Genomic DNA, 18,862 nt, shown 5'->3' on the forward strand with positions numbered 1-18,862 from the left:
ATATCAGTTGACCACTACAGAATGTAAGGCGAATCCCGATTTGTTATGGGATATTAAGCTATCTATGAAAGGCATGAACTCGTCAAAGTTGACCGATGAAGAACAAGATAATTATTTTGAACAATTTGGGTTTGTATCTTCAACCTATTTAGCAAAAAAGCTTTCGTGTAAGGTAGAGCGTATTAATAAGCCACTTTTAATCGAACTTAGAAAACAGCTTAATCAATTGTTATTGAAAAACAAAGTTTGCTTGCCATATAGAGATGTCAAAAATAGCAGCGATTCAGTCGGTGCAGATCTTAATTATCGTAGAGTTTTTCTTAAGTGGAAATATAGCTTATCAGATGAGGAAAAAGTAGCCCTTCCTATGGTTGGTAAAGTAATTAAACAGGAAGTATTTGTTCATTTAATAAGCACAAAATGCAATGCCAAGAGACTTCCATTATTTAAATGTGAATTTGAAAGATTTTCTAGAGAGATTATAGCACTTAAAGGAATAGACTATAAAACAAAAAAGGAGCGTGATGAAATACGTAAAGAAAATCATTTAAATAAAGAGGAAGGTAAGTTATCAACATTTATTAAGCTACGAGATAAGAAACTTTCTTCTTTTGAGTGCTTTAACTCAGGTAAGGGATGTTATGAAGATGTTAAGCATGCTTTTGCTGTAGCATCTTTAAAAGCAACATCAGACTCTGGTATATCTAATTACTATCAAGCGTATATGCACTATTGTAAGTTCCTAGGTAGTAAAGGAATCTTTTCAGATAGTTGTATTAAGGAATGCTTTGACGCATGGTCTTTGAGGAGGGTTAAGGAGTATCTAGGTGAAAGAGTAAGCGAAGGTGTTCTGTCTATCTCATATGTCAATACAGTGTTGTCATCAATTCGAATGACGCTGAATCGACTGAAAACAATTCGAAACTTCGACTTCAATTACTTACCTGCCGATGGATTTGAAGCTGTCAGAGATTCGATAAGATATAAACCTTACTCACCATATGAAAGAAAACAAATTAATAAGATGCTAGATAAAGAACTAGCAATAGCAAAAATAAAGTTGGAGCCATACAAGAAGATAGATAGAAATCGAGTAAACTTAGATGATCCAAAGATCCAAGCTAGGGTGATTTTTGAGGATGATTGTAATTGTATACCCTTCCATTGGTACGTAATCGAGCCGACTAAAGGGCAAAGAAAACTTCGTCACTTTGTTCACTCGAGGAGACTTTCTTTGGTTGAGTTGTACGATGAATGGGGGGTGTTAACTCGAAACTTGAGAAGTAATGATCTGGGTGTATATATCTTAAAAATAGCACAAGTATTGGGCATGAATTTAACCCCTATTCTTGAACTTGAGTTAAATGATTACCAAAAGCATCACCCTTTAACGAATAGGCCTTGTTTGACGTATTGGAAGGAACGTTCAACAGGGGAAAAAATGGTACATTTAGATTTGTTTAATGCCAATTTTCAATGGTTAACAACGAGTCAAAATGAATTTGTAGCAACTGTATTTGATGAGGTAACTAAGTTGACATCAGAAGCAAGGAAGTTTGCTCATGATGGCATATCAAACAGGCTTTTTATAACGTTTTACAAAAAAAACAGTGTAATATCCGATGCATCTATGTCTAAGTTTTACTCCGATTTAGTCGAAAAATATCAACTAAAAGATGATGATGGAAAACCGTTAATACTTACAGTAAGCAGATTCAGACCCTCTCTTGTGAGTGAGTTAATTGATGCAGGTGTTTCAATTCGAGAAATCCAATATCTCTTAGGTCATTCGTCTATTTACACCACGATGAAATACTTAGATACACTAGATTTCGATAGAGTTATACAAGATAAAGTAAGGAAATCTATAGAGGGAATTTATAGTAACACTATCCCATCAATTAAGAATACTTCGAGTCAGAAACGTCAGCACAAATATGATGAAAGTCAGATTATTATGAAAACCCCTCTTGGTGGATGCAAAAATATATTTGACCCTCCCGATTTTATCAAAGAATCATCTTTTTATGTTAAAGGAAAACCATGTTCTCAGTATAATAAATGTATATCTTGTGAGAATGTGATGTTGACTGAAAATCATTTACCAGAACTTTATGCGATGCAAAGAGATTATTTAGCATCATTGGAAAATAGTGAGATTATAGACACACCCTACAATATGGTTGTGTTAGAGAGTCTATCTTTACTTGATGATATTTTGAATCCTGAAACATCCGAGTTTAGTAAAGATACTTTGATGCAAGCAAAGGAAGATTCGTTATTTATTGAAACTACTATTTTGGATAATTGGGTTAATTGATAATGGATGGGAAAAATTTAGAGGATTTGAGAAAGGTTAAATTTCATTGGGAAAATGTTTTTTCTAATATACTTGTGTTGAATGGAGTTAATAATCAAGAATCGACTGACGATATTCATCCATACGTAACCAAGCTAGCTTTAATTCCTGTGTCTCACAATAGTATATTCAGTGATATGATTTGGGACTATAACGAGGAAACAAAAAATAGGGCTGCTTCAGTATCTAAATCAAAAGTAAAAATAAACTTCGGTTTATATGAAAGGATTCCATTAGGGATTATTGTTGAAATAAAGTGCATGTTTTTGTCTGTATATTCATCACCACGAGATTTTGGCTATAAGAAAAGTGAGGTAAAACCAAACACATTAATCAGTGTGTTTAAAAAAGGATTGAGTTTTTTTGATTTTTTATTTTATGAGTTAGAGATAAGAGTCGGTAGAGAGTATGTTTTAAATAAGTGTAGTAAAATATCTGAAATTACATTATTAGACTTTGAAGAAGCAGCAAAAAAGACTAAATTAAAACTCACTGCAATAAATGGCCAGGTGTCTAGTTATAAGTCATTTTTCGACTTTTTAAATTGCCTTGAAACAAAACACTCCCTTGGTATTGAATGTAGTGCTGATTTCTATGCAATAAAGAAGTCTTTCGAGAAAGAGAACGGTGTACGAAGTGATACGAAAGACGAAAAGTTACCCTACCTAGAAACAGACATGTTCAACTTAGCACTTAATAGAGCTTCGTTTAACGTTGTGAGCTTTTTAAAATCGGTTGGCGAAAAAGTAAATGATCATATTATGGAAGATCACTATCAAATTCTAGCCATCAGGTATGAAGAGTTCCCATATACAAAACAGGAATTTGAAGACTATGGTGCTTATCGTATGTATCAACAAGGATATTCACGCACGGATATCAACACTACTTTTCCTGATAACAAAGTAGCTAAAACCCAATGCAATGTAGAGCATAAATGTCGAAGAAAACATAAGAAATTAATGCCTTTAAAAGATGCTTTTATTAAAGCGTATTACTCTGCACTTTGGGTTATAGGGACCCTGATGGGAGCAAGGCCAAATGTATATTCAGATCTAAAGGTCGATGGCTGCTTAGATTTAGAAAGTATGACTATCGTATCTGAGGAGCATAAGGGGCGAGATAACCGGTGGAACTTGTTTAATGATCGCTGGGTAGCGATACCAATTATGAATGATGCAATAAAAGTGATTGAGTTGATAGGTGGTAAAATATTTAAGAATACGTATATTTTTGCAAACACTTTTACATCAAAACCTGATGAAATCAACACTCCGTTAGAAGGTCTCTCTTGGACTACAAAACAATCCTTTGAGGTAATAACTGGGTTATCTGAAAAAGATATTAATAGCAAATTAAATGGTTATGTATTCAGGCACAGTTTAGCGCACCAAATGTATAGAGCTGATGTTGGCTTACCTGTCATTTCATATCAGCTAAAACATATCGTTACGGCAACAAACGAGCTTGCACGTAAAGGTAAAGTTAGCCAATCCACGCTCGGTTATGGCGGTATAGCAAATCAAATAACAAGTGAAGAGAGCAAATTACTAGATATCAGACATATAGCTGAGTTAGAAGCAGTTAAAGCTAACTTCGATCCGAATGCAAAATATATGGGTGGAAAAGCCGACGAACACTTATCAAAAATCAAAAAATTCTTTAATGGCTGTATGGAAGATGGCTATACGGAAGAAGAAATATATGAAGCAATGGTTAAACAAGGTTTGGCGATCATTAATGTGGGCAGTGGCTATTGCTTTGGTGGGGGAGAAGATTTTGATGAAACCTTGCCATGTATCGGTGGATTAAGGTGTAATCCTGTTCGTTGTGCTAATGCCATAGTGACTAAAGCTAATGCCCCGAAATGGCGTGAAATATATCTTTCGAATCTAAAATTGATCGGTGCTGAGGGATACGAAGACAGGCAAGATCAGATAGTGGAAGTAATAGAAGAGTCAAAAAGGGTTTTAGAGTATTTAGGTGAGGCATTGATCTGATGGCTGAGTATGATCAAAAGAACCAAGAGCAATACGATAAAAATACAGATAAGATTTGGTCTGCGTTAGATGTTATTCGACAAGAAAAAAAACTGAAGGCAACCAAAGCTCAAGTATCTAAGTTAACAGGGCTTCATCGTAATACCCTGGGTGGAAAAGGTTCGAGGGATTGGGTCGGCCTAGAGCTTGAGCTAATAACAAAGCAGCGCGAAGAAGATTCAAACCGAATCAAAGCTACTAAAAAGAAACAAGAAGAGAACTTGCAAGATTTATTGGATCAGTCAAAACTAGAGATCTTGCATTGGTTTACTAAATATTCTGAATCTGAAAGGGACTTAGAGAAGTTAAGAATTCGTTCTGCACGTGATTATGACAGTCTTGAATGGCATAAAACAGAGCTTAGAAAGGAGCGAAAATTAATAAAATCCCTTGAGGAAAGGATTGTACTACTAGAGAACATACTTAAGACAAGTGAGTAAATGGGGCTGAAGCCCCATTACCATATTAAAACTAAACTGAAAAAGGATACTTGATTGGTTCGTGGTGCTGGTAATTAACAACCTCAAAGTCATCCATGGTAACCCATGTTTCTAAATCTTCTAACGATTTGATTTTTGGATTAATGATAAGTTTTGGTGAAGAAAAAGGTTCTCTCTTAACTTGCTCTTTCATTAGCTCTATTTGGTCTTCATAGATGTGAGCATTTACGATCTTATGGAACGCTTTTCCAGCCTTTAATCCTGTAATTTGGGCTGTGATTTGAAGTAGCCAAGCTACTTGAATTTGATTAAATACTAATCCAAGTGGGACGTCACAGCTGCGTTGAGTGCTATTTAAATAGAGAGTGTCGCCAAGTATTGAGAAGTGATGGCTATACATACAAGGACGTAAACAACCCATGTGAAACTCACCAGGGTTGTAAAAATTAAGGATTTCACCTCTGTCATCAATACCTTTGCTTAGGTTATCTATGATCTTCTTGTATTGATCGACAAAACCACCGTCAGGCTTTGCCCACTTACGCCCCTGAACTCCATATACCCTGCCCATATCATCTTCACCTTTACGGTGTGGGTTGTTGAGCCATGATTCATTTTGGTTAGCGTTTGCGTCCCAAGTTTTAGTACCTAATTTACGAAAATCGGCTGCGTTATCATAGCCACGTAAGTAGGCTAGCATTTCAGCTATGGCGCTTTTCCAAAAGGCTTTTCGTGTTGTAACTAGAGGAAATTCATTCGCAGCAACATCATATTCTAAATCTGCATTAATAGCGGTTAAGCAGCGCTTGCCAGTCCTTTCGTTCTCAATCCAAACGCCTTCATTGATAACTCGTTTACACAAGTCTTCATACTGACTATGTTTATTTTTCATTGATTATTCTTTTCAATTTGAATTTTGATCATTGTTCCAAATGATAAGCTGTATCAGTGCACTTGTAAAACAGGGCATTATTAGGATTTTTCGAGTAACTGTGCGGCAACCTCTAGAACCTTTAATTGGTCGCTTGGTGACAGTTGACTAAAACTCACTGCTAATTCTGCCTCTACTTTAGTCTCACAAAAAAAGTAGCTTAAAGGGACTCCGAGCTTATCTGCAATTAACTTAAGGGTCTGAATATCAGGAGAGTGTTTACCCTTCTCATATTGATTCATTCTAGGGCTAGCTGAGCTTTCATCCATACCTATGCTCACTCCCAACGATTTTTGCGAGAGTTTTGCTTTTTTACGTGCTTCTTTGAGCCGTACTGGAATTGGGTTTTCGAATGGCACTTGAGTTTCATGTCTCTGATCTCATGGTAACTAAGATTTTCTTAGTTTTACCTATTTCTGTATACTAAGCAATTCTTAGTGTTTTGGTGGTGTAAGCTATACATGAAGCGTTTTTTGAAAATCAGTGATGAAATGCACAAGCTATTGATTGAAATGGAGATGGATGGTTTTTTGGTTGTAGAACTAAGAGATGCATTTGTTTCTATTGATGACTCCTACGTTGATCGAGATGATGCTCGTCGTAAGATTTACCGACAAATCTTACGCTTTATGAAGAACAATTGGCTCATAAGTGAAGGTACAGGGCAAAAGAAACGCTACTTTCAAACCGATCTATTCAAAAGTCTTCAGGCCGATACGGTGTCAGAAAACTCTAACATTACCATTTCCGCTTCGCCTGATTACTCGGTATTAAGGCATGAGCGCAACCAATACAAAGGTGAGCTAGAAATAGTCTTTGGGGAAATTAGTGAGTATCAATCGACCTGTAGTCGCTTTCCTGAGCTGGAACCAAAGCTAACGCCACTTCTTGAGCAAGCGAGAGACAACTCTGCGCAGCTATTAGGAAGAGTGAATGCACTAACGAACGTTCTTAAAACACTTTCTGAGAACATTTCGTCATGCTAAGGCAGTGGCAAGCAGAATGCTCAGAAAAGGCATTACAGAAATACAGTTCAAATCAACAGCACTTCTTCTGCCAAGCAACTCCAGGGGCAGGAAAAACGGTATTAGCAGCAACTATTGCTTCAAGGTTATTAGAAAAGAATATGATCGACCTTGTGTTGTGTTTCGCACCGTCTTTAACGGTCTCAAGTGGAATAAAAAAAACCTTTTCGAAGACCCTCAATTGTACCTTTAATGGTAGGTTAGGTTCTATCGGACAGGCTCTTACCTATCAGTCAATTCAATTTCTAAATGATGAATTTTGGCAGACATTACATAATCACCGAGTATTCGTGGTTTTTGACGAGATACATCATTGTTCTGGTTCTGAGATTGAAAATGCGAACGTTTGGGGGCAACAAGTCCTTACTAAGATTCAAGGGCTCGCAACGTATACGCTTGCAATGTCAGGTACCCCATGGCGTTCGGATTCTTTACCAATAGTGTTGGGAGAGTATAGCGACCCTGACGGAAGGCTATTGGTTGATTATCAATACATGTTGAAGCAAGCAATCGTTGATAAGGTTTGTAGATCCCCAAAGATTGTATTAGTTGATAACGAACATCTGACAGTGACAAACGATAACAAGGTTGAGTCGTTTTCTTCAATACTGGAAATGATTAGGCAAACAAAGATTTCTTATCAAAGCGTCATCCATAATCAGGATGCAATGGAGTACTTGCTTGGATTAGGTTGCAAAAAACTTGCAGAAATCCGCTCTCAATCCCCGAGTGCTGGAGGGTTAGTTGTCGCGGCTTCAGTTCAGCATGCACAAACCATTGAAAAGATACTTTCTGAAAAGTACGCTCAATCGGTTTCAATAGTGACCTATCGGCATGAAGAACCTATGGTAGAGATTGAACGTTACAGACGAAGCAATACTCAATGGATTGTTAGCGTTGGAATGATTAGTGAAGGTACTGATATTCCACGTCTTCAAGTATGTTGTCACATGAGTTCGGTAAAAACAGAACTGTACTTTAGGCAAGTATTGGGGCGTATCCTTCGAGTTAGTGGTGCAATTAACCAACAAGCATGGCTATTCACATTTGCAGAGCAAAGCTTGATAGAGTTCGCCGAGAGGATCGAACAAGATATTCCAAAGTCGTGTATATATGCAAAGTGGGATAAGTTTGCAGAAGCTGAATTGGTCATTAAGCGTGACTATATCTGTGAAAAAAGGTTTTTAGAGCCGCGAGAAGAGATAGATTCTAAGCTGGTATGGAATAACTCGTCTTGTCAGGCAGACAATATAGCTAGGTCACTTGGATCGTTCGATGAGCTTAAGCTTGGGAGTTTTAAGCAGAGGGTAATATCGGCTTTTTTGATTTCTTGATAGATGAAACAACATTTGTTGTCTAAAGTCGTCACCTGAAAACTCAGGAGACAACCTTCATCGTAGTTTACAAGCTTTTATAAGTAGTTCTCTGAATTACGTTCTAGCAGCTGATATGTCAAACCTGAACCCAATCAAACTAGAAGCGCTCCTATCTTGAGATGAGTCACCATCTCCACTTTCACCACTGACATACCATACTGACACTTCAGGGTGTGGTATCGATGAGAGTAGAGAAAGAGCGTAGAAAATCTTGGGTCCGAAAGGTAACAATACTATTTTATACTTATTTTTGTTCGCGCTTATAACTGTATCCAAGGAGTAAATAGCTTCTGTAGGTGATTCAAGTTTGTATATAAATCTGTTTCGTAAGCCAAATTGATCTAAGAGTTGAGCATTTTCATTTACAACATCATCAAAGTACTCTTCTTCATTGGATGTGGGTACATATAGAAAAGCTTTCGAACTTTCTAAATACTCAATAGCACCAATCGCTTTATCTTTCTCATACCCAAGTCCCACAACAGACAGAACAGGCATTCCTGGTTGGCTAGACCAACCTGAAAAGAAATGTGAAACTGGTTTTACAATACTATTCGGGTGTACATGATCTGATGGTGGAGCATATCGCGCAAGGGAGTATATAACGCAGATTTCATAATGGTGTTTTAGTGCAAGCTTAGCGATCATCGAGAAAAGGTCTGCTAATGACTTGCGATCTATTAACGAGATATCAATAGCTACCTTTGTCTTTTCGTTTTTTTCTTGGTAGGTATTGAGAACATTTTCTACATCATCTGAAAGTTCAATAACTGACTTATCAATGAACATCGATTCACCTAAGAAGGATATAGAATCTCTTAGTTTACCTCTCTTAGTGATGATTAAGTCACTAGACATCATTTCATCAATAATTGAGTCATCACTAATGTTGTCGAAATTTTTAATATTATAATTTAACATTATGAGAACATATCCCTTTGTTTGTTGGATAACTCAGACTTAGTCTTAGATGATTTCTTAGGACGTTTTGAACTGAGAATTGTGCTCAAATTAATAGCCGTTCCGGTAGTTAAATTCAGCTCAAATTTTGGCGATAGTAAATATGAAAGTCTGAACCTCATACCTTCAAGGCTGTCATATGTACCAAACGTATTTTCAGAATCAACGGATACTATCGCACCATAATTCCAAGCTATCATTAAGGCTGCTTCAACATCTTTAGTTACATTTTTATCTACAGTAAAAGTAGATCTAGCAGACATCTGGAATGGCTCATCAATCAGTTTTGAATTAAAGAAAGCACCTATTTTCTCTAACAACTCAAAAATAGGCTGTTTGGTGGATAGTCCCATATTGTTTGATAATGGGAGTGTTTTGAGCATCGCTGAATATGCATTGGTAGAAGCCTCTACTTTTGACATTTGAGCTGGCTCTGACACTTTATTTACTGAGATATTGGCAAGCAAAGGGCTTAGTACCGATAGAAGCCATCGAGGGTTTCCTTCACTTATAGTTGATATAGCCTCCCAGCCCGAGTAAAACTCGGGTAACGAACGTCGGCCTTTTCTCTTTCCATATTTGTTCAAGAATGCATTTCTAAAGGCAACAATAGGTGATATTTTTCTGACTAAGTTTGATACGGCTTCATCTGATGTAAATTCTTTTTTGTAATCTATATTTCTAGAAGTTATGAAATTTTTAAAAGTATCATCTTTCTCAAATAGGTCGTCAAATTCACCCACCCAATTTCGTGAATTAGAATTGAACCTAGAACCAAACTTAGTGGGACCTAATTTTGTAAGTGGATCACTTAACCCAAATTTGGACAATACTAAGTTTGAGCAAAATTCATTGCTTTCGCCTTTTTTTACATACCATAGTTCAACAATAGAGTAGTCATTGATGGCGCTTGTTTCTGACTTTATCTCTTGATGAAAACCACATGGAACTAGAGCGATTTTAAATACAACTTTTGGAGCTGAGGAACGCATACTGGAAATAACTTTGTTGAGAAGATATTTGGGAGCGATCTCAAATTCATCAAGTAAAAGTGCCCAGCGATGTTCTGGTCTTTCTAAAGCGCGATCGATCGATGTGAGCACAGCCTCGATTGTAAGTTTTAAATCTGAATAAGCGTAAGGTACTTTTTCTTCAAATTCGATTTCATTGAATTGTTCATTTCCAATTAGTGATATTTTTCTAGAGTACTCTCCTAGAACACTTAGCTTTAAAACAAGTTCGTGCCTGATACGCGATAGTGAAATTCTTTCAGGTTTTAGTTTAAGGATCTGGCATATATCTTTGTATGCGTCATACACGTTTTTGTGGTTTTCTTGCAAAAAATCACTAGGTACCTGAAGCAGTGAAGTTTCAATACTATCGATAGTATTAATCATCACGTGTGTAAAGAACGCGCTGTAAGAAAAGGACTCAGAAGTCCTCGAATCTAAGCCAACATCTTCTAAGGATCTAATCATTTCTCCCCAAACTAAATCCCCAGGAACATAAATACCTTGGTAATTAATGTTTAGTTGATCTGATTCTTTCCACTTTGATAGGGTATTAATGCTTAGCATCCGAAGAAATGTGGTTTTACCACTGCCTCTCGGGCCAACAAGTATGGTGTGTTCATTCTTTGCTGCTTCTAAGAATAATTTAGAAGAAACAAACGATTTAGCTATATCTTCACTGTTTAGGTGTTTTGCATTGAATGCGTCAAAATTAGACTTCATGCTTTACCTCTGATTTTTCTAATTTGGAAAATTCACCATCGGCGTTAGTTGTTATATCAACGTTGTAGGCTTGAAGGTTAGTTTCTAAATGTTCTAAATCTTTTGGCAGTCGGTACTTCAATTGTGGAAAAGCTAAGAGTAGGTCTTTCCAATCCAATCCTGTTACAGGATGAACTTCTTTAGATATCTCCTCAGCTAACTCTTCAAGACAGCCTAATTCACCAAAACCTACGCCAGTAAAAACACCATCTTTTTGTCTTTTGGATAGTGCCCAGTGATTCGCTTGCCAGGAGTAAACATCAAGCGTTCCCTTTGGTATCCCTTTAGTTTTTGTTGTATCTATATCTAATATATAAAATTGATTTGTGAAATTATCTCCCAGATGGTCTTTATGGTGAGACAATGTTCCAGCTGAAAATACGACCGTATTTTTACTACCATCAGCAAAATATGATAATTTAGCGTGGTGTTTATGCCCGTGTATAACTATCCAGTTTCCATACCTATTAAGCATCTGTAGGAGTTCATTACCTCCCTTCATGAAGTCATAAGTTCCAATACTATGATCTGAGTGTAGGATGGGATGATGATGACAGACTAAAAGGCCCAACTTTTTGTTTATCGGATCGTATTTTTCTTTAAGAGAAGCTTCAAGCCATTGATGAGTCGAAGAAGAAACATACCCTCGTTCGTACGAAGTAGGGTCACTTGTGTGACTGGCACAACTATTCAACAGAACTAAGTTGAATAGTTCATTTGCTGATGAATATAAGAAGTCCGCACCAAAGTACTGAATACGATTTGCATGACCAACTTGATTTGATGGATTCTTTAAATCTACAAGAGGGTATGCAGGGGTAAGTTGTTTCAGGTTTTCTACTAGGCTTTGGTCTTTATCTAAATCCCGAATGGTGTTCTCAATTGCGACCCCACGGCTGTTAACATCATGATTACCGGTGGCTGTTGCCAATTGGCTACAACTAAGAGCCTTGGCTAATTCATTTAGTTTGGACCATGCAAATTTTAAAGCGGAGCCTTCTGCATGAGTTGTTATATCGCCAGGGCACACCAAGATATCAGCTGTAATATTCTCTTTTTGTATCTTTTCTAAAAGACTGTTCCAAAGGCCATTCTTCATAGATCCATCGGGTTCAAAGATCAACCAAGAATGGTATTTACTGTCTGTGATTTTATCACTGCTTACAAAATGAAGATCACTTACAACTGCGATCTTTAATGAGTTTTGTATAACCAACTCCAATCTTCCTGTAATGATTAAAACCCTAAAGTGTAATTTATCACAGTAATCTAAATACTTATGCCATCATTGTCGTATAAATGATTAATAGTACATCTTAGGGTTTCTAAATTTGGAAACTGAATTCTATTGAGCTTGATGAAAACACTATGCACTAGTGAATAGGTTTTCACTAAGCATTACGTATGCTTACACACTTGTTTTAATCCATTTAAATGAGTTGAAGTGACTCGTTAACTCACATTCTTTCGTTCTATCTCAGGTTGTATGAAGTACCATTCACAGTTGTGAAGATGAACTATCTAATGTGCTAGTTCCTGCATTTACGAGACCAATGCCCCGCGAACGAATACATCCGAAGAATGGTGCACTATAGGTTAGATTCAAATTTTCCCTGTCCGAAAGCAACTAAATCTTGTACATGCCATGAGTAACATCTTGTACGTTGCTTCGTCACTCCAGGAGTTTGTAGGATCCAGAGTGCTTGTCTGAAAGTTGTAAATTGCAATTGATAGTTAAAAAAGGTTGGCTACTTCATTTTTGGCCCATGTGTGTTTTACGGCTAGTAATTCATTGTGCTATAAATTATCTAATGTCTTGGTCGAATAGAGAAGCGGACTATGGATAAAAAAAAATCATTAGAAAAAGAACGGCTTGAAAGGATTACATCTAATGCAACACATGATGATGAATTTGCCACTAGTCGTAAAGATATGGCTTCATTTACTGAGGAGCCTGTTAATGCATCTAACGAAACATTTAAGGTCTTAGTGATTGATTACTATGCGACTGGTGAAGGCAGACATGTATTAATCAAAACTGGTACCGAGGGACTGGTCAAAGAAGGTATTGGTGACTGGCTCTATCAGGGAGCTGATGTATATACTGTAGAACAATGGTTAAACATTGATAAGATTCCTCACAGTCGTAGCTATCAAAACTCTAATATAGAAACCCTTAAATCCTTTGCACCAGTATTGTGGGGCGCAATGAATGAGGGGGTATCAATGTTTGTTGATATAGAGTACCACTGGAGCAGAGGTTAGAAGGTTGATATTACAAAAATATCAAGACTTCAATAATGCAAAGTCTTAACCTAAAACCTAACAAACGACCACATCAACTTACCTTTGGTTACTATCTCTACAAATATTTTACCCTCTCCCTCTCCAGAGAATTAGTGAAACCACTTCCGGTAGCATATTAATGCCCAAAGTTGCTTAGAATAAAGATTTTTTTGAATTTTTGAGGCAACCCCCTCCTAATTAAAGTAATTCAATGTGACCTTTGACAGACTAATTTAGCCTACTAAAAACTATTAATTTATGGTTTGTTGTTAATGTGTGATTATTTATGGTTGGTGGGCGTGTGATTTGTTGTAGAAGCGTGAAGGTGGGGGGGCTTTTCTGTTGTATTTAGAAGGTTGAAAGTGTGCATAGGTGAACCTGTCCTCCAATAACCTTATACAGACATATTTCGTTTACTCTCTGTGTTAAGGATGGTTACACGGGAGACAAAAACGTGTGCGTTAGTTTGCAAGTACAACAGACAAAAAATATTTAAGTTGATATAATACAACAGATTAGCGACGCATGCTTTTATTGATCTAATGATTTAAGTTGTATAGCTGTTAAGCCTCCCTAAATTGAAAAGGAGAACATCAAAGCATGGTGGTACTTTTACATGACTAACAAAGTTGATGAAGGTAATCTTGAGTGGATTGCTGTAATAATAAAATTCATCTTTTCTTGGCTAATACTAATGCCAATCGCAGTAATAGTTTCTGGAAAACTACTTAGCAAGCCCATTAATTTTGGCTCTGATAGTAAGCAGGTATTGAAGATTCCTCTAAAAATATTCCAAATTGAGGCCAATGGAGGGGAAGTCATATTAGGCTTTGCTTGCCTGATTATTATACTTTTCACTGTTGCCATGTTTGGGGGGGCTGATGTTTATGCACTAGTAAAAGAAAATTTTGGCATAGACCCAGGCCAATTTCACTCAATATGCTTCTTTAGCTCGCTAGTTAGTGTTATTTTTTCCACTCTCCTTTTTATTACTCACTATTTGTTTACCAATGTATGGACAACATCCTTCGTTGATAATCAGAGTAAATATGAAAGCACTATTGAACGCCTAGCAGAAAGAGGAAATAAGTAATGGTAAATGACAAAAAATCAACCTCTTGCAAAGCAATAGCAATAGTTAGCGGGAAAGGTGGAAGTGGAAAAACTATGGTAGCTGCAACAATGGCTACTATTTTGGACTCATTGGGTCACAAGGTTCTGTTAATTGATGCTGATTATGGCACTGCAGGCCTAACTTACTATATGGGGTTAAATACCGTAGCCAATATCAGTGTTGGGTTAACAAACCTCTCCTCCCTAGAAAAATTGACTACTGAATCTTTAAACCGATACTCACAGAGTATGAAAGGGTTTGAGAATTCAGACTTTATCGGTGTTGGTGATCACAGAAGGTATTTGAAATCATCATCAAATACTGATGTTGGGACTCTATTTGAACGATTGATTGAAAAGGGTAAAGAAAAGTATGACTTTATTCTAATTGATTGTAGAGGGGGGATTGATACGGAATCACTAATGGTATGCACTGCTGCCGATGATATTGTCATCGTTGCTGAAACAGACACAACGTCTTTTCAGGCGACTCAGTTTTTAGTAGATACACTCTATGACAATAACATGTCAGATAAGCTATCAGGCTTTATGATTAATAAAGTCTTTGATGATCCAAGTTCGATTGCGCGAGCAGGCACTGCTAGCTTTAAATCTCAATATCTGGACTCTGTGCCTTTCGATTTAGACGCAACAAAAAGTTTTCTTGTTGGTGATCTACCTGCCCGGGCTAGCATGTTTTCCTCTCAAATATGGCATGTGATTTACAAACTCTATCCAGAGGTGATTACAAAGCCAAATTTGAGATCGTTGAATTTTAAAGATTACAGAGGTTTAAGCTTAAGGGATAATGATTCACTGATCGGTGGAATGATGATTTCATTTATATCACTAGCTCTTGGGAGTGCAATCTTTTACGACCAGATGTCAATCTTTAATTTTGAAAAAGTTACTATTCAATCATCTATCGCTTTACTGGTTGTCTTGTCTGTATTCTCTGGTATTGAGCCAGCTAGAAGAGCTATTGGAAGAGTGTTTTCAACTTATAGAAAATTAGTTCTTCGGGTTTTTTCTGGTAGTTCAAGATAGGTATTAACTTAGAGGGGGAGGTGTCTTAACCTCTTTCTCCACTTTACCTTTAGCTCTGTCGACTGAAAGGATTCAGAAGTTAGGCAACACCAAGTCTCTTAGCTAGAATGCTTTATTTAGCTCTCCTAATTAAGTTTTTTGGTTAGCATCTTAGCTTTGGGCTGTTATTGTGCACAATCGCAAGTGCATAGTAGAAAAATGCCGGTCAATCTACTTTAAAACATACGAATTATGCATAAAATTTGGGGCTTAAAAATCTTAGGGCTTAATTTTAATATGGTTCAAGTTTATGCATTTCTTGCCATCATGGCGCAGATAACCGGTAAGAAAGCGGGTGTGGCATATCATAAGATTGTAAATGCACATATTTATGAAGACCAACTTGCACCAATGCGTGATATTCAGCTGAAGCGTGAACCTTTATCGGTTCCTCGATTTAAAATTAACCCGAAGATCCAATCGTTAGAAGATCTAGAAACATGGGTGACTTTAGATGACTTTGAGGTTGAAGGTTATGAGTCTCATGAAGGTATCAAATACCCATTCTCGGTGTGATGTCACTGTAAACTCATATTGCCGTAAACGAATCTAATACTAAAAAGCCCCAATACCTTTCGGTGTTGGGGCTTTTTTACTATTCATAGAGAATTAAGCTCATAGTTAACTAAGCTCATCGCTAATTAAGCTGAGAAATTAAACCGTTAATGCGAGGATTGTACCTGGCATGATGATAAACACGCTGACTAAGTAAGCGGCCACAATACCTCTATTCTTAACCGCCATGTCTGAAATAAAGTCAGCACACTTAACAGGCAGTTCACGAAGGAACGGAATACCGAAGATAAATACCGTCGCCAGAATGTTAAAGGCTAAGTGAACCAAAGCAATCTGTAGTGCGAACACGGCAAACTCACCAGATACAGCCGTTGCAGCTAATAGGGCTGTAATACACGTACCAATGTTTGCTCCAAGGGTAAATGGGTACACATCGCGAACTTTAAGCACGCCAGTACCAACCAGTGGTACCATCAAGCTTGTCGTTGTTGAAGACGATTGTACGAGTACCGTAACGATAGATCCTGAAACAATGCCATGAATCGGTCCACGACCAATCGCGTTCTTTAGAATCTCACGAGCACGACCAACCATTAGGCTCTTCATCAACTTACCCATGACGGTGATAGCAACGAAGATGGTCGCAATACCGAGAACAATAAGCGCAATACCACCAGCGACATCCCCAAAGGTTGATAGAGGCTCTTTAAGCGCGCTGACAACAGGTTTAGTGATTGGCTTTATAAAGTTTAAGCCTTTAATGCTCATATCACCGGTTGCTAGCATTGGCGAAACTAACCAGTGTGAAATCTTTTCTAGAATGCCAAACGCCATCTCTAATGGTAAGAAAATAGCGACTGCGAGTAAATTAAAGAAGTCATGGATAGTGGCACTAGCAAAAGCTCGTTTGAACTCTTGATTACATCGAACGTGGCCTAGGCTCACTAATGTATTGGTGACTGTTGTACCAATGTTTGCACCCATGATCATAGGAATGGCGGTTTCAACAGGCAAGCCACCAGCCACAAGGCCAACAATAATCGATGTGACGGTACTTGAAGATTGAATTAAAGCTGTCGCAACTAAGCCAATCATTAAACCGGCTACAGGGTGTGAAGCAAATTCAAATAGAACTTTTGCCTGTTCACCTGTTGCTAATTTGAAGCCGCTTCCAACCATAGAAACAGCAAGTAAAAGTAGGTATAGCATGAACGCCAAGTTAGCCCAGCGTAGCCAACGAGTCGTGCTTGAAATCGGCGCTGCAGCAGCAGTTGCTTGGTTAATCATAGTTATCTCCGTTTGACCATTTAAAGTAGGTTTGGTCGATTGTTGAATCTGTCCGCGATGTTAGAGGTTAAATATTTCAGTAATATGACACTTATGTGGCGAAGAAATTTTTTTGTATGAATTCTCAGGAAATATTCATTTTGCCTGTGATTTGTGGTTTTAAGGTGCTGATATTAAAGGTTTTTAAAGCGTAAATTGTTTGAGGTGTCTAGATGTCTATCGAGTAATTAATTTCAATTAAATGGCATTCCTATTACTTTTTTATTTTAAATATGAACATCATTGTTCGGGAAAAGTATGGAATTAGTTTGAACTGGTCGTAATTTCCGATAGTTTGTTGTGTGATGTAACATTTGCTATAAAGGCATACTCAAATGACTAGCACGATGGCTAACAATGTCTCATTTAAACTATAACCACCTATATTATTTCTGGATGGTGTGTAAACAAGGCTCAGTAACGAAAGCGGCGGATGCGCTGTTTTTGACGCCACAAACAGTTACCGGTCAAATTAAAGCTCTCGAAGAGCGTATGGATGGGAAACTGACTAAGCGTAATGGTCGTAGTATCGAACCGACAGAGCTTGGGCAACTGGTTTTTAAATACGCTGATCGTATGTTCGGCTTGAGCTATGAAATGCTTGATATTGTTAACTACAGTCAGCACTCCAACATATTATTTGAGGTAGGGGTGGCGGATGCGCTCTCCAAGCGAGTTGTAAGTAAAATCTTAATGACTACGGTTCCTGATGATGACAGCATTCACCTACGTTGCTTTGAGTCGACTCATGAAATGTTACTAGAACGTTTATCTCAGCATAAACTGGATATGATTTTATCTGACTGTCCGGTTGATTCAGGCAAGATCCCGGGTTTATTTAGTAAGAAGCTTGGTGAAACAAATATGAGCTTCTTCTGTACGGGTAATGTGGAAAATGTGAGTTTTCCAGCTGTTTTGGAAGAACGCAAATTGCTCATCCCTGGGAGCCGAACATCAATGGGGCGGAAAGTTCTACAGTGGTTTGATCGCCAAGGGCTTCAGCCTAATATTTTAGGTGAATTTGATGATGTTGCTTTAATGAAAGCTTTCTCACGCTACCACCAAGATGTGATTTTCTTAGCCCCAAGCTTGTATATGAACGAGATAGAAGATGAGCGTACATTGCAGTTATTAGGGCATATGGATGAGCTAAAAGAAGAATATTATGTCATTTTTGCTGAAAGGATGATCCAACATCCAGCCGTAAAAAATGTATGTGACGCCGATTTTAGTCAATTGTTTAAATGATCGCTTTTATTATCGCCAGTAAATGGATTATCATCGAATTATTATAAAAACATATAAAGTTACACTTATTTTACAGGGGTAGTACATGAACCTTGAAGAGATGGAAAAAAACTCTGCGAATGCGGTTGTTTTGCTGAAGGCCATGGCGAATGAAAGACGCTTGCAAATCTTATGTTTATTGCACAATCAAGAACTCTCTGTCGGTGAGTTGTGCTGTAATTTAGAATTGAGTCAATCTGCATTATCACAACACCTAGCGTGGTTGCGTAGAGATGGCTTGGTTGATACTCGTAAAGAAGCGCAGACGGTTTACTACAGCTTAAGTAGTAAAGAAGTGAAGGCGATGATTGAATTGCTTCATGGACTTTACTGTCAGGACTAATTT

16 protein-coding genes and 1 pseudogene are annotated in these 18,862 nt (G+C 37.5%); 11 read left to right on the plus strand and 6 right to left on the minus strand.

The annotated features are described in order from the left end of the window. The 3 genes from FCV43_RS04125 to FCV43_RS04135 all read left to right on the plus strand — a co-directional run. Positions 1–2,320: tyrosine-type recombinase/integrase (locus tag FCV43_RS04125; protein ID WP_136994109.1), on the plus strand; the 2,320-nt coding region annotated here is incomplete at its 5' end. Between the two features lie 2 nt (positions 2,321–2,322). Further along, positions 2,323–4,359 carry a hypothetical protein gene (locus FCV43_RS04130; RefSeq protein WP_136994110.1) on the plus strand — a complete coding sequence of 679 codons (2,037 nt, stop codon included), beginning with the start codon at positions 2,323–2,325 and terminating at the stop codon, positions 4,357–4,359. After that, the gene (locus FCV43_RS04135) at positions 4,359–4,838 is read left to right on the plus strand and encodes a hypothetical protein (RefSeq protein ID WP_136994111.1); all 480 of its coding nucleotides are present in this window, start codon (positions 4,359–4,361) and stop codon (positions 4,836–4,838) included. Before FCV43_RS04130 ends, FCV43_RS04135 begins: the two co-directional genes overlap by 1 nt. A gap of 31 nt (positions 4,839–4,869) precedes the next feature. Here FCV43_RS04135 and FCV43_RS04140 read toward each other — a convergent pair whose 3' ends face one another. Both FCV43_RS04140 and FCV43_RS04145 read right to left on the minus strand, forming a co-directional pair. After that, positions 4,870–5,730, minus strand: coding sequence for a thymidylate synthase (locus FCV43_RS04140; protein ID WP_136994112.1), 861 nt, complete (start codon positions 5,728–5,730; stop codon positions 4,870–4,872). Between the two features lie 80 nt (positions 5,731–5,810). Further along, positions 5,811–6,128 (minus strand): helix-turn-helix domain-containing protein, encoded by a 318-nt coding sequence (locus FCV43_RS04145; RefSeq protein WP_136994113.1) that lies wholly within the window; start codon positions 6,126–6,128, stop codon positions 5,811–5,813. 114 nt (positions 6,129–6,242) lie between these two features. On the opposite strand from FCV43_RS04145, the gene FCV43_RS04150 reads away from it, so the two are divergent. Then, a complete protein-coding gene (locus FCV43_RS04150) occupies positions 6,243–6,755 on the plus strand; it encodes a hypothetical protein (protein ID WP_276607063.1) in 513 nt (170 codons plus the stop codon). After that, positions 6,749–8,128 carry a DEAD/DEAH box helicase gene (locus tag FCV43_RS04155; RefSeq protein WP_136994115.1) on the plus strand — a complete coding sequence of 460 codons (1,380 nt, stop codon included), beginning with the start codon at positions 6,749–6,751 and terminating at the stop codon, positions 8,126–8,128. Before FCV43_RS04150 ends, FCV43_RS04155 begins: the two co-directional genes overlap by 7 nt. Positions 8,129–8,224: 96 nt before the next feature. On the opposite strand, the gene FCV43_RS04160 is transcribed toward FCV43_RS04155, so the two are convergent. Genes FCV43_RS04160 through FCV43_RS04170 form a run of 3 tightly spaced genes read right to left on the minus strand, consistent with a single transcriptional unit; the run spans position 8,225 to position 12,118 of the window. Next, positions 8,225–9,091, minus strand: coding sequence for a transcription elongation factor GreB (locus FCV43_RS04160; RefSeq protein ID WP_136994116.1), 867 nt, complete (start codon positions 9,089–9,091; stop codon positions 8,225–8,227). Beyond that, the gene (locus tag FCV43_RS04165; protein ID WP_136994117.1) at positions 9,091–10,863 is read right to left on the minus strand and encodes a hypothetical protein; all 1,773 of its coding nucleotides are present in this window, start codon (positions 10,861–10,863) and stop codon (positions 9,091–9,093) included. Before FCV43_RS04165 ends, FCV43_RS04160 begins: the two co-directional genes overlap by 1 nt. Then, positions 10,853–12,118 (minus strand): metallophosphoesterase family protein, encoded by a 1,266-nt coding sequence (locus tag FCV43_RS04170; protein ID WP_136994118.1) that lies wholly within the window; start codon positions 12,116–12,118, stop codon positions 10,853–10,855. The genes FCV43_RS04165 and FCV43_RS04170 overlap by 11 nt, the downstream gene beginning before the upstream one ends. 623 nt (positions 12,119–12,741) lie before the next feature. Between FCV43_RS04170 and FCV43_RS04175 the strand changes: the two genes are divergently transcribed. The 4 genes and pseudogenes from FCV43_RS04175 to FCV43_RS04190 form a co-directional block, all read left to right on the plus strand. Further along, entirely contained in the window at positions 12,742–13,167 is a 426-nt protein-coding gene (locus FCV43_RS04175; protein ID WP_240697123.1) for a hypothetical protein, read from the plus strand. A 637-nt stretch (positions 13,168–13,804) separates the two neighbouring features. Continuing rightward, positions 13,805–14,281 (plus strand): hypothetical protein, encoded by a 477-nt coding sequence (locus FCV43_RS04180; protein WP_136994119.1) that lies wholly within the window; start codon positions 13,805–13,807, stop codon positions 14,279–14,281. Then, positions 14,281–15,348 (plus strand): ParA family protein, encoded by a 1,068-nt coding sequence (locus FCV43_RS04185; RefSeq protein WP_136994120.1) that lies wholly within the window; start codon positions 14,281–14,283, stop codon positions 15,346–15,348. The genes FCV43_RS04180 and FCV43_RS04185 overlap by 1 nt, the downstream gene beginning before the upstream one ends. 258 nt (positions 15,349–15,606) lie before the next feature. Beyond that, a pseudogene (locus FCV43_RS04190) lies at positions 15,607–15,903 on the plus strand (thymidylate synthase); the annotation flags it as partial. A 138-nt stretch (positions 15,904–16,041) separates the two neighbouring features. On the opposite strand, the gene FCV43_RS04195 reads toward FCV43_RS04190, so the two are convergent. Continuing rightward, positions 16,042–17,190, minus strand: a complete 1,149-nt coding sequence (locus tag FCV43_RS04195) for a Na/Pi symporter (protein WP_216599552.1) — start codon at positions 17,188–17,190, stop codon at positions 16,042–16,044. 396 nt (positions 17,191–17,586) lie between these two features. Between FCV43_RS04195 and nhaR the strand changes: the two genes are divergently transcribed. Together nhaR and FCV43_RS04205 are read left to right on the plus strand one after the other, a co-directional pair. Beyond that, positions 17,587–18,477, plus strand: a complete 891-nt coding sequence (gene nhaR / locus FCV43_RS04200) for a transcriptional activator NhaR (protein WP_113799362.1) — start codon at positions 17,587–17,589, stop codon at positions 18,475–18,477. Positions 18,478–18,562: 85 nt separating this feature from the next. Next, the gene (locus tag FCV43_RS04205) at positions 18,563–18,859 is read left to right on the plus strand and encodes an ArsR/SmtB family transcription factor (protein ID WP_017053674.1); all 297 of its coding nucleotides are present in this window, start codon (positions 18,563–18,565) and stop codon (positions 18,857–18,859) included. The last annotated feature ends 3 nt before the right edge of the window (positions 18,860–18,862 follow it).

The sequence above is a fragment of the Vibrio genomosp. F6 genome (assembly GCF_005146325.1).
Lineage (GTDB): Bacteria > Pseudomonadota > Gammaproteobacteria > Enterobacterales > Vibrionaceae > Vibrio > Vibrio cortegadensis.